Origin of the sequence: Streptomyces sp. NPDC047061 (genome assembly GCF_040643955.1) — a bacterium.
In the GTDB taxonomy this organism is placed as follows: Bacteria; Actinomycetota; Actinomycetes; order Streptomycetales; family Streptomycetaceae; genus Streptomyces.
In genome coordinates, this window is record NZ_JBEYVI010000006.1 from 167,440 (window position 1) to 178,852 (window position 11,413).

11 protein-coding genes and 1 pseudogene are annotated in these 11,413 nt (G+C 70.6%); 8 read left to right on the forward strand and 4 right to left on the reverse strand.

Annotated features, from left to right (window positions below):
• Window positions 1–82: 82 nt before the first annotated feature.
• From ABZ887_RS12945 to ABZ887_RS12960, 4 genes are all read left to right on the forward strand, one after another.
• The gene (locus ABZ887_RS12945) at window positions 83–1,063 is read left to right on the forward strand and encodes a ribose-phosphate diphosphokinase (protein WP_361287086.1); all 981 of its coding nucleotides are present in this window, start codon (window positions 83–85) and stop codon (window positions 1,061–1,063) included.
• 205 nt (window positions 1,064–1,268) lie between these two features.
• The gene (locus ABZ887_RS12950; protein WP_361287089.1) at window positions 1,269–1,859 is read left to right on the forward strand and encodes a 50S ribosomal protein L25/general stress protein Ctc; all 591 of its coding nucleotides are present in this window, start codon (window positions 1,269–1,271) and stop codon (window positions 1,857–1,859) included.
• A gap of 178 nt (window positions 1,860–2,037) precedes the next feature.
• Window positions 2,038–2,640: an aminoacyl-tRNA hydrolase gene (gene pth, locus ABZ887_RS12955; protein WP_361287092.1), complete on the forward strand. Its 603-nt coding sequence runs from the start codon at window positions 2,038–2,040 to the stop codon at window positions 2,638–2,640.
• A gap of 42 nt (window positions 2,641–2,682) precedes the next feature.
• Complete coding sequence (locus ABZ887_RS12960) at window positions 2,683–3,183, forward strand: hypothetical protein (RefSeq protein ID WP_361287095.1); 501 nt, start codon at window positions 2,683–2,685, stop codon at window positions 3,181–3,183.
• Window positions 3,184–3,229: 46 nt separating this feature from the next.
• On the opposite strand, the gene ppc is transcribed toward ABZ887_RS12960, so the two are convergent.
• Complete coding sequence (gene ppc / locus ABZ887_RS12965) at window positions 3,230–5,980, reverse strand: phosphoenolpyruvate carboxylase (RefSeq protein ID WP_361287098.1); 2,751 nt, start codon at window positions 5,978–5,980, stop codon at window positions 3,230–3,232.
• 308 nt (window positions 5,981–6,288) lie between these two features.
• On the opposite strand from ppc, the gene ABZ887_RS12970 reads away from it, so the two are divergent.
• Both ABZ887_RS12970 and ABZ887_RS12975 read left to right on the forward strand, forming a co-directional pair.
• On the forward strand, window positions 6,289–7,299 hold the full coding sequence (locus tag ABZ887_RS12970; protein ID WP_361287101.1) for a fatty acid desaturase: 1,011 nt from the start codon (window positions 6,289–6,291) through the stop codon (window positions 7,297–7,299).
• Complete coding sequence (locus ABZ887_RS12975; RefSeq protein WP_089102228.1) at window positions 7,296–7,970, forward strand: TetR/AcrR family transcriptional regulator; 675 nt, start codon at window positions 7,296–7,298, stop codon at window positions 7,968–7,970. Before ABZ887_RS12970 ends, ABZ887_RS12975 begins: the two co-directional genes overlap by 4 nt.
• Before the next feature lie 22 nt (window positions 7,971–7,992).
• On the opposite strand, the pseudogene ABZ887_RS12980 reads toward ABZ887_RS12975, so the two are convergent.
• Together ABZ887_RS12980 and ABZ887_RS12985 are read right to left on the reverse strand one after the other, a co-directional pair.
• Window positions 7,993–8,383 (reverse strand): annotated as a pseudogene (locus ABZ887_RS12980) (VOC family protein).
• Window positions 8,383–9,195: a trans-aconitate 2-methyltransferase gene (locus tag ABZ887_RS12985; protein ID WP_361287105.1), complete on the reverse strand. Its 813-nt coding sequence runs from the start codon at window positions 9,193–9,195 to the stop codon at window positions 8,383–8,385. The pseudogene ABZ887_RS12980 and the gene ABZ887_RS12985 overlap by 1 nt, the downstream one beginning before the upstream one ends.
• Window positions 9,196–9,284: 89 nt before the next feature.
• Here ABZ887_RS12985 and tamR point away from each other — a divergent pair, with 89 nt between their 5' ends.
• A complete protein-coding gene (tamR, locus tag ABZ887_RS12990; protein ID WP_361287108.1) occupies window positions 9,285–9,782 on the forward strand; it encodes a MarR family transcriptional regulator TamR in 498 nt (165 codons plus the stop codon).
• 134 nt (window positions 9,783–9,916) lie between these two features.
• On the opposite strand, the gene ABZ887_RS12995 is transcribed toward tamR, so the two are convergent.
• Window positions 9,917–10,690, reverse strand: a complete 774-nt coding sequence (locus tag ABZ887_RS12995) for a response regulator transcription factor (protein ID WP_361287111.1) — start codon at window positions 10,688–10,690, stop codon at window positions 9,917–9,919.
• A 261-nt stretch (window positions 10,691–10,951) separates the two neighbouring features.
• On the opposite strand from ABZ887_RS12995, the gene ABZ887_RS13000 reads away from it, so the two are divergent.
• Window positions 10,952–11,410 (forward strand): N-acetyltransferase, encoded by a 459-nt coding sequence (locus ABZ887_RS13000; protein WP_361287358.1) that lies wholly within the window; start codon window positions 10,952–10,954, stop codon window positions 11,408–11,410.
• Window positions 11,411–11,413 lie beyond the last annotated feature (3 nt).

Here is an 11,413-nt window from a genome sequence, read left to right on the forward strand (position 1 = left end):
GCTGATTCGGCCTCCCGCGCCCGGCACTCAGGGCGCTGGAGATCCAGCTGTACGGCTGAGACACCTCTGAGGAGACAGTGCTGTGACCGGGTTCAAGACGACCGGCGAGAAGAAGATGATGTTCTTCTCCGGCCGCGCCCACCCCGAGCTTGCCGAGGAGGTCGCCCACCAGCTGGGTGTCGGGGTCGTCCCGACGAAGGCCTTCGACTTCGCGAACGGCGAGATCTACGTCCGCTACCAGGAGTCGGCGCGCGGTGCCGACTGCTTCGTGATCCAGAGCCACACGGCTCCGATCAACCAGTGGATCATGGAGCAGCTGATCATGATCGACGCGCTGAAGCGTGCGTCGGCGCGCTCCATCACCGTGATCGTGCCCTTCTACGGTTACGCGCGGCAGGACAAGAAGCACCGCGGCCGTGAACCGATCTCGGCGCGACTGATCGCGGATCTGATGAAGACGGCGGGTGCCGACCGGATCCTGACCGTGGATCTGCACACGGACCAGATCCAGGGCTTCTTCGACGGCCCGGTGGACCACCTGTTCGCGCTTCCGCTGCTCGCGGACTACGTCGGCGCGAAGGCGGACAAGGACAAGCTGACGATCGTGTCCCCGGACGCCGGCCGGGTCCGGGTGGCCGACCGCTGGTGCGACCGGCTCGGCGCGCCGCTCGCCATCGTGCACAAGCGGCGCGACAAGGACGTGGCGAACCAGGTGACCGTCCACGAGGTCGTGGGTGAGGTCAAGGGCCGGGTGTGCGTCCTGGTAGACGACATGATCGACACGGGCGGCACGATCTGCGCGGCGGCCGACGCGCTCTTCGCGCACGGTGCGGAGGACGTCATCGTGACGGCGACGCACGGTGTGCTGTCGGGTCCGGCGGCGGACCGGCTGAAGAACTCCCGGGTGAGCGAGGTCGTGCTGACGAACACGCTGCCGACGCCGGGTGAGCTGAGCCGGGACCTGGACAAGATCACGGTGCTGTCGATCGCGCCGACGATCGCGAGTGCGGTGCGCGAGGTGTTCGAGGACGGTTCGGTGACGAGCCTCTTCGACGAGCAGTGAGGTTTCTGCACCAGCCCCGCTAACCGCGGCTGAAGATCCTTTTGGGTACGGCCTCCCCTCCGAGTAGACTGCTGCAGTTGCTCGGCGAGGGAGGCCGTACCTGTGTGCACAGGTGTCGGCGGTCCGTTATCGACGCGCTCTTCGTAGCAGGCCGTTCGTGGCCGGGTGACCACGTCCGTTTCTACCTCTACGAGGAGTGATCACCATGTCCGAGGTGAAGATCGCCGCCGAGACCCGCGCCGAGTTCGGCAAGGGTGCCGCCCGCCGTATCCGCCGTGACAGCAAGGTCCCCGGTGTCCTGTACGGCCACGGTTCGGACCCGATCCACCTGACCCTGCCGGGCCACGAGCTGCTGCTCGCGCTGCGTACGCCGAACGTCCTGATCTCCCTGGACATCGACGGCAAGTCCAACGAGCTGGCGATCCCGAAGTCCGTGGTGCGCGACCCGATCAAGGGCTACCTGGAGCACGTCGACCTGCTGCTGGTCAAGCGCGGCGAGAAGGTCACGGTCGAGGTCCCGGTGCACGCCGAGGGCGAGCTGGCCCCGGGCGGCAACCTGCTGGAGCACGTGCTCAACGCGCTGCCGGTCGAGGCCGAGGCCACCCACATCCCCGAGGCCGTCACCGTCTCGGTCGAGGGCCTGGAGGCCGGCGCCTCCGTCCTCGCCAAGGACATCACCCTGCCGTCCGGCGTGACCCTGGCCGTCGACGAGGACGCGGTCGTCCTCCAGGTCCTGGCCGCGCAGGCGGAGGAAGCAGCGGCTGAGGGCGAGACCGAGGAAGCCGCCGAGGCCTGAGCCATCGGTTCAGGTGCCGTCTGCTGAGCAGGCGCCCGGCACTGGTGGCTGTGCCCACCCGTTCCGCCCTGCGGAACGATTGCCCACAGCGGTAAGCGGTCCGCGGAGGCAGCAAGCAGTTGAGCAACGGTCAGCCGTCGTTCCCCCGGGAGCGGCGGCTGGCGCGTATCAAGGAGACATGGACGTGACCACCCCCGCCAACGCCCCCTGGCTGATCGTCGGGCTCGGTAATCCCGGGCCCGAGTACGCGATGAACCGGCACAACGTCGGGTTCATGGTCGTGGACCTGCTCGCCGGGCGGATCGGGGGCAAGTTCAAGCGGGCCGGGAAGGCGCAGGCGCAGGTCGTGGAGGGGCGGCTCGGGGCGCCCGGGCCCGAGAACCGGCGGGTGATCCTGGCGAAGCCGATGTCGTTCATGAATCTCTCCGGCGGCCCGGTGAACGCGCTGCGCGACTTCTACAAGGTGCCGCTCGCCAATGTCCTCGCGATCCACGACGAGCTGGACATCGACTACGGCGTGCTCCGGCTCAAGCTGGGCGGCGGCGACAACGGGCACAACGGGCTGAAGTCGATGACGAAGGCGATGGGCCCGGACTATCACCGGGTGCGGTTCGGGATCGGGCGCCCTCCTGGTCGTATGCAGGTCGCCGACTTCGTGCTGAAGGACTTCTCCTCGGCCGAGCGCAAGGAACTGGACTACTTCGTGGACCGGGCCGCCGACGCGGTGGAGGCGCTGGTCATCGAGGGGCTGGAGCGGGCGCAAAGCACGTACAACTCCTGACTTGTCCCCCACGGCAGTTGACCGGCCGTAGGGACATGGCCAATGATCCCGGCCATGCCTGCTGCCTCCGCCGCCTCCTCCCGTGCGGCCTCGGTCAACGCGTTGCGTGTCCTGTCGATGGGCGCGGTCGCCGTGCTGATCCTGGTCGCGGGAGTGTGGGGGTCCTGGGGCACCGCGCAGGACGTGATGCTCACCAAGGGCAAGGAGCGGGGCACCGTCAAGGTGACGGCGTGCGGGGACGACACCTGCACGGGGCCGTTCACGCCCGTCTCGGCCGGTGCGTCGAAGCGCGCGAGTGTCGTCATCGGCAAGTCGGTCGCGGTGCGCAAGGGGCAGACGTACGACGTGATCGTGAAGCCCGGTACCAGTGATGTGGTGCGGTCGGGCCCCGCGGGGATCCTGTACGCCTGGGTGCCGCTCGGCGGTGCACTGCTGCTGGCGTCGGTGGTGGTGGCCGGGGGGCTGCGGCTGACGCGGGTGGGGTGGCTGCTGGGGGGTTCGGGGATCGCGCTGCTGACGGTGGCGTTCGCCGCGCTGCAGTGAGACGGCCGGTGCCCTCAGGGGCACCGGCCGTCGTGTCCGGGAGCCGTCAGCCGGTGTTGCGCAGGCCGGCCGCCACGCCGTTGACCGTGAGGAGCAGGGCGCGGGCGAGCAGCGGGTCGGCCGGTTCTCCCGCCGCGGCCGCGTCGCGCTGGCGCTTGAGGAGGGTGACCTGGAGGTAGGAGATCGGGTCCAGGTAGGCGTCGCGGATGGTGAAGGTCTGCTTGAGGACCGGGGTGGCGTCCAGCAGTTCGGCCTCACCGGTGATCTTCAGCACCTCGGCGACCGTCAGCGCGTGTTCTTCACGGATGGTGTCGAAGACGTGCTTGAGGTGGTCGGGGACGAGGGTGTCGACGTAGTGCTGGGCGATCCGCAGGTCCGTCTTGGCGAGGGTCATCTCGACGTTGGAGACGAAGTTGCGGAAGAAGTGCCACTGTTCGTGCATCTCGTCGAGGACGCCCTCTCCTCCCAGTGTTGCGGTCAGGCCGGCCTCGCGCAGGGCCTTGAGGCCGGAGCCGACGCCGAACCAGCCGGGGACGATCTGCCGGGACTGGGTCCAGCCGAACACCCACGGGATGGCGCGCAGGCCGTCGAGCGAGACGCCGGAGCCGGGGCGGCGGGAGGGCCGGGAGCCCAGGTGCAGGTCGGCGAGCTGGTCCACCGGCGTCGACGCGAGGAAGTACGTCGGCAGGTCGGGGTCCTCGACCAGGCGGCGGTAGGCGGCGTGGGCGGCGTCGGAGACGACGTCCATGGCGGCGTCCCAGCGGGCCAGCGCCTCCACGGACTGGCGGGGGGACGTGTGCAGGGCGGAGGCCTGGAGGGTGGCGGCGACCGTCAGTTCCAGGTTCTCCCGGGCGAGGGAGGGGATCAGGTACTTGTCGGAGATGACCTCGCCCTGCTCGGTCACCTTGATCTCGCCCTCCAGGGTGCCCCAGGGCTGGGCGAGGATGGCGTCGTGGGAGGGGCCGCCGCCGCGGCCGACGGTGCCGCCGCGGCCGTGGAAGAGGCGCAGCCGGACGCCGTAGCGGTGGGCGACGTCGCGCAGGCGGCGCTGGGCGCGGTGGATCTCCCACTGGGAGGTGGTGATGCCGCCGAACTTGGAGGAGTCGGAGTAGCCGAGCATGACCTCCTGGACGTCTCCGCGCAGCGCGACCAGGCGCCGGTAGGAGGGGTCGGAGAGCATGTCCTCCAGGATGGTGTCGGCGGCCTTGAGCTCGTCGGTGGTCTCCAGGAGCGGCACGATGCCGACCTTGGCCCAGCCGGCGTGCAGGTCGACCAGCCCGGCCTCGCGGGCGAGGACGGCGGCGGCGAAGACGTCGTCGGCGCCCTGGCACATCGAGATGATGTACGACTCGACGACCTCGGGGCCGAAGATCTCCAGGGCCTTCTTCACGGTCTCGAAGACGCCCAGGGTCTTGGCGCCGGCCGCGTCGACGGGTGCCGGGGTCGGGGCCAGCGGCCTGCGTGACCTCAGCTCCTTGGCGAGGAGCTTGGCGCGGTACTCGCGGGGCATGTCGGTGTAGCGCCAGGACTCCTCGCCGAGGCGGTCGAAGAGCTGGCCGAGGGCGTGGTGGTGGGCGTCGGCGTGTTCGCGGACGTCCATGGTGGCGAGCTGGAGGCCGAACGCGGCCAGGGTGCGGATCGTCCGGGCCAGGCGGCCGTCGGCGAACAGGCCGCCGCGGTGTTCGCGCAGGGAGGCCTGGATCAGGCGCAGGTCGCCGAGGAGTTCGGCGGTGCCGAGGTAGTCGCGGCCCGGCTCGTGCGGGGTGCCGGTGGCCAGGCGCTGCTTGGTGTTGATCAGCTTCTGCCGGATGCAGGTGGCCTTGAGGCGGTAGGGCTCCTCGGCGTTGAGCCGCTTGTAGCGGGGGCTGATCCCGGGCAGCAGCTCCAGGTCGGTGCGCAGGGAGTCGAGGAGTTCCTCGGTGGCGCCGGTGTAGCGGATGGAGTTGGAGAGGAAGCCGCGCAGCTCGTCGATCATCTCCAGGGCGTCGTTGATGCCGTGTTCGTGCTGGAGGATGAGGACGTCCCAGGTGACCTGGGGGGTGACGTTGGGGTTGCCGTCGCGGTCGCCGCCGATCCAGGTGCCGAAGGTGAGGGGGCGGGTGTCGTCGGGGAGCTTGACGCCGACCCGCTCCAGCTCGGCCGTGAGGTCCTCCAAGACGTCTCCGACGGCGTCGGCGTGGAGTTCGTCGAGGTAGTAGATGGCGTTGCGGGCCTCGTCGGCGGGCTCGGGGCGGACGACACGGAGTTCGTCGGTCTGCCAGACGAGGTCGATGTTCTCGGCGAGGCGGATGTCGGTGCGGCGGCGGTCGGACTCGATGACCGGGGTGTCCAGGAGCGCGGCGATGCGCCGGAGCTTGTTGAGGACCGAACGGCGCGCGGCCTCGGTGGGGTGGGCCGTGAACACCGGACGCACGTTGAGGTTCTGCACGGTCTGGCGCAGGTGCTCGGGGTCGGCGTCCTTGAGCCGGTCGGCGGTGCGGGCGAGGAGGCCGCCCTCGGCGGCGCGGCGGGCGCGCAGCTCACGGCCGCGGTGCACCTGCTCGGTGACGTTGGCGAGGTGGAAGTAGGTGGAGAAGGCGCGGACCAGCTTGGCGGCGGTCTCCAGCTCGGTGCCCCGCAGCAGTTCGGCGGCGGCCTCGCCGTCCTCGCGGGTGAGGCGGCGGACCTTCTCGACGAGTTCCAGCAGCTCGGGACCCTCCTGGCGGACGAGGGTCTCGCCGAGGAGGTCGCCCAGTCGGCGGATGTCGGCGCGCAGCTCACTGCCGGTCGTGGTGGTCTGGTCGTCGGCACTGCTCACAGGTGCGGCTCCTTGCAGTGTTGAAGCTCGTCTGGAGGGAACCCGTCGGTCGGCCGGGCGGCAGGCGGGGCCTGTCCGCATAGGGGCCGGACATCAGGGAAGGAAACAGAGCGGACCGCGCTGTCCGACCGACTCCAAGGATAGGTGTCCATGAGGACGCGCAGGTTCTGGGGCTCTTGCCGCGAGACGCCTCACTGCCATACTTACGTCGCCGTAGGTTACGGAACCGTAGGGAAGTACTTATTTCGTCCCGTCCGGTCACCGCGGATCGGCGTCTCTCTCAACCCTCGACCCCACAGGGAACGCGCATGACCTCGTCTGGTTCCGATGTGATCGAAGACCCCCGGAAGGCGGCCGACACCGCAACCCCGTCCGCCACCCTGGGGGGCGAGCGGAAGGGTTCGCTGGAGCAGATCACCCTGTTGCTGTTCATCGTGGTGCCGTTCCTCGCGCTGCTGGCGGCGGTGCCACTGGCGTGGGGATGGGGCGTGAGCTGGCTCGACCTGGGCCTGATGGTGTTCTTCTACTACCTGGGCTGTCACGGCGTGACGATCGGTTACCACCGCTACTTCACGCACGGTTCCTTCAAGGCGAAGCGGCCGCTCAGGATCGCGCTGGCGATCGCGGGGTCGCTGGCGGTGGAGGGGCCCCTGGTGCGCTGGGTGGCCGACCACCGCAAGCACCACAAGTTCTCCGACGCGGAGGGCGACCCGCATTCGCCGTGGCGGTACGGCGAGACGGTGCCGGCGCTGGTCAAGGGCCTGTGGTGGGCGCACATCGCCTGGATGTTCGACGAGGAGCGGACCCCGCAGGAGAAGTACGCGCCGGATCTGATCAAGGACCCGGCGATCCGGGCGATCTCCCGGCAGTTCATCTACTGGACCGCGCTGTCGCTGGCGCTGCCGCCGCTGATCGGCGGGCTGGTGACGATGTCCTGGTGGGGTGCGTTCACCGCGTTCTTCTGGGGGTCACTCGTCCGGGTGGCGCTGCTCCACCACGTGACGTGGTCGATCAACTCGATCTGCCACGCGGTCGGCAAGCGGCCGTTCAAGTCGCGTGACCGCTCGGGCAACGTCTGGTGGCTGGCGGTGCTGTCCTGCGGCGAGTCCTGGCACAACCTGCACCACGCCGACCCGACCTCGGCGCGGCACGGGGTGGAGCGCGGGCAGCTGGACTCGTCGGCGCGGATCATCCGCTGGTGCGAGCAGCTGGGCTGGGCCTACGACGTGCGCTGGCCGTCACGCTCACGTATCGATTCGCGCCGTGACACCGGGGAAGGCGGCTCCCGACAGGGGGCGGAGGCCGCGAAGGCGGCATGATTGACGCCGTGGCGACCGACTCCAGCACCCCCAGTCCCGAAAAGCAGCGGCGGGCACGTCGTACCCGTATGACCGGGGCGGAGCGCCGCCAGCAGCTGTTGGAGATCGGTCGCACCCTCTTCGCGGCGAAGGGTTTCGAGGGCACCTCGGTGGAGGAGATCGCGGCGAAGGCCGGGGTCTCCAAGCCGGTGGTGTACGAGCACTTCGGCGGCAAGGAGGGGCTGTACGCGGTGGTGGTCGACCGGGAGATGCGGCGGTTGCTGGACATGGTGACCAGCTCCCTCACCGCAGGTCATCCGCGGGAGCTGCTGGAGCAGGCCGCGTTCGCCCTCCTCGACTACATCGAGGAGTACACGGACGGCTTCCGGATCCTGGTCCGGGACTCCCCCATCCCGCAGTCGACGGGTTCCTTCGCGTCCCTCATCTCGGACATCGCCACCCAGGTGGAGGACATCCTGGGCCGCGAGTTCAAGTCCCGCGGCTTCGATCCCAAGCTCGCCCCGCTGTACGCGCAGGCGCTGGTGGGCATGGTCGCGCTGACCGGCCAGTGGTGGCTGGACGTGCGCCGCCCGAAGAAGGCGGAGGTCGCCGCCCACCTGGTGAACCTGTCCTGGCACGGGCTGGACGGCCTGGAGCAGAAGCCGCACCTGATAGGACGCCGCAAGGCCTAGCACCGCGAGGCCCGGGCCCGCCTCAGGTCCCGCAGGGCTCCAGGAACTCCAGCCGGTTGCCGACGGGGTCCTCGGAGTAGAAGCGGCGGTGGCCGGGGAGGTCGTCGTCCCAGGTGACGGGGGCGCCGTGGGCGGTCAGCCGGGCGGCGTAGGCGTCGATGCCGGTGACCCGCAGGCCGGGGTGGGCCTTCTTCGCAGGCCGACAGTGACATTCTCCGCCTCCGGCTGGGGGCGTTCTCGACGCCCAGGTGGAGCCGGACCGCACCGGCCTCGAACCAGCAGCCGCCGCGCGCCGCGAGCACCGGAGGCTTGGCCACCTCGGTCATGCCGAGGGCGTCCCCGTAGTACGCCCGCAGCGCGTCCTCCGAGCCGGGCGGGGCGGCGAGCCGGACGTGGTCGACGGCGGCGAGCATCAGCCCTCCTTGCGGGCGACGGCGAACAGGCGGCGGAACGGCAGGACCGTGCCGTACGGGGCGCTCGGGTAGGCCTCCCGCAGCAGGTCGCGGTACTCGGCGACGAAGGCGTCCCGGGCCTCGGGGTCGTCGCCCAGGGCGGTGAGGGCGGGGCGCAGTCCGGTGCCCTTGACCCAGTCCAGGACGGGGTCCTCGCCCTCCAGGACGTGCAGGTAGGTGGTCTCCCAGACGTCGGTGGCGCAGCCGAGGCGGGCGAGCCGGTCCAGGTAGGCGACGGGCGGGTGGACGGAGTCCTCGTGGCGCAGGACGTCGGCGAGCCGGGCCTTCCAGCGGGGCGTCGCGGCGAGCTCGCGCATCAGGGCGTGCAGCGGCGCGTCGATGTTGTTCGGCAGCTGGAAGGCGAAGCTGCCGCCGGGAACGAGCGCGTCCAGCCAGCCGGCGAAGCGGTCGAGGTGGCCGGGGACCCAGTGGAGCGCCGCGTTCGACACGATCAGGTCGTACGACCGTTCGGGCGCCCAGCTGCGCAGGTCGGCGTGGGCGAAGTCGAGGCGGCCGCCGCCGGGGGTGGGTCCGGCGTGGTCGACCTGGGCCTTGTCGAGCATCGCGGTGGAGTTGTCGTAGCCGGTGATGTGCGCGGTGGGCCAGCGCTCGGCGAGGACGGCGGTCACGTTGCCGGGGCCACAGCCGAGGTCGGCGATGACCGGGGGTTCGCCGGGGAGGCCGGGGACGCGGGCGAGGAGGTCGGCGAAGGGGCGGGCGCGGTGACCGGCGTGGCGGAGGTACTGGGTGGGGTCCCAGGAGGGCGTCGTCATGCACACCACTTTCCCCGGGAAGATCTCTTGATGTCAAGAGACTCGATATCAAGAGACTTCACGTCGACACAACCACTACACTGATCGCCATGGAGGACGAGGTCGATCGGCTGGTGGCTGCGTGGCGCCGGGAGCGCCCGGACCTCGACGTGGAACCGCTCGAGGTGCTCAGCCGGGTGAGCCGGCTGGCACGGCATCTGGACCGGGCACGTCGGCTGGCCTTCGCCGAGCACAGCCTGGAACCCTGGGAGTTCGACGTGCTGACCGCGCTGCGGCGCGCGGGCACGCCGTACCAGCTCTCCCCCGGGCAGCTGCTGACGCAGACCCTGGTCACCTCGGGGACGATGACCAATCGGATCGACCGGCTGACCAAGAAGGGCCTGGTGGAACGGCTGCCGGACCCCAGCGACCGGCGGGGCGTGCTGGTGCGCCTGACCACCGAGGGCCAGGACCGCGCGGACCAGGCCCTGGCGGGCCTCCTCGCCCAGGAGCGCGCGATCCTCGGCGAGCTCTCCCACGCCCAGCGGACCGAACTCGCAGGGCTGCTACGGCAGTTGACGGCGCCGTTCGACAACATCCCCGGCTAGGCGCTCCGCTGGATGTGCCGCGGTAGGCCGTCGGTCGGCTGCGGCGCCGTCGTGGCTGGTCGCCCCCACGCGGCGGAGCCGCATATGGATACAGCCCCGCGCCCCTTTCGGGGCGTGCACCTTTGGCCCGCCAGTCAGGCGCTGCTGCTCTCCTCAGGCATGATTCGTCCGCTGGGCCCCAGATCAACCGGCCCCACCCCGGCCCGGCGCGCCAGCGCGACCGCCGCCAGGGTGGAGTGGACGCCCAGTTTGCCGAGGACGTTCTGCATGTGGGTGCGGACGGTGTGCGGGGACAGGAAGAGGCGCTCGGCGACGGCCTTGCGCCCCAGGCCCGCCACCATGCACCGGAGCACTTCCCGCTCCCTCGGCGTGAGGGACTCCACGAGCCGTTCGCTCTCGGTGCGGTGCTTGCGCGCGGCCGTCAACTCCCGCAGCACCCCGGTCAGCAGGGCGGGCGGCAGATGCGTCTCGTCGCGCAGCACGCCCCGGATGACGTTCAGCAGCCGGGAGAGCGAGCAGTCCTTGGCGACCCAGCCGCAGGCGCCGGCCTGCAGGGCCAGGGCCGCGCGCCGCGGGTCGTCCTTCTCGGCGAGGACGACGACCCGCACGGCGGGCTGGGCCGAGCGGACGCCGGCGACCAGCGATATGCCGTCGACCAGCCCCTCCTCGTTGGCCTCCTGCACCGGCACGGCCGCTCTGCCGCCGGGCAGTTGACCGCCCAGGTCGGCATCGACGAGCAGCACGTCGTAGCGACGGCCCTCGGCGACCGCGCGCTCCAGGCAGCGCAGCGCGGCCGGACCGCTGCCGGCCGCGGACACGTCGACGTCGGGCTCGGCGGCCAGTGCGGCGGCCAGCGACTCGGCGAAGATGCGGTGGTCGTCGACGACCAGGACTCGGATGCGAACCACGAAACCCCCTTCCCCAGTGCTCTTCACGAGCAGGGGATACCCCAAGGTCCGGAGAACGACGACCCATGCGGACACGACACCCGCGGAGGGACGGAACCGCACGACCGCCGCCGTGCCTGAACTGCTACCCCCACCGCGGGCGTCGTATCCGACTTGTCTCGCCCCCTGATCAGTACCGGCCCCCACCGGTACTGCTCATCAGAGTACGGGCGGTCGCCGGGAGCGGAAGGCAATTTGCAGAACTGCCCGGCCGACGCGTTTATGGTGTGCCGCATGTTTCGTATTGAGGCGGAAGTCGACAAGGAACGACGCGATCTGCTCCGCGCCCGGCTGCTGGCCACCAACACGGCGGCCTCCCCCGTCCTGGCGGCCCTGCGCGGCACCCCGGCCGAGCGCGAGGTCCCGCTGCACCTCTGGGCGATGGACGAGGGCTCGGGCGACCTGGCCGGCGGTCTGGTCGGGCACAGCTGGGCGTCCTGGCTGCACGTCACCTACCTCTGGGTGGACGCCCGCCATCGCGGCACCGGCCTCGGCGGCCGCCTGCTCGCGGAGGCCGAGCGCATCGCCCGTACCGACCGCGGCTGCACCGCGGCCCGCCTGGAGACCTGGGACTTCCAGGCCCCGGAGTTCTACAGGAAGCAGGGGTACGAGGTGGTGTGCGTGATCCCCGACTACCCGCCGGGGATCACGGAGTACACGCTGACGAAGCGGCTGGGCTGAGCC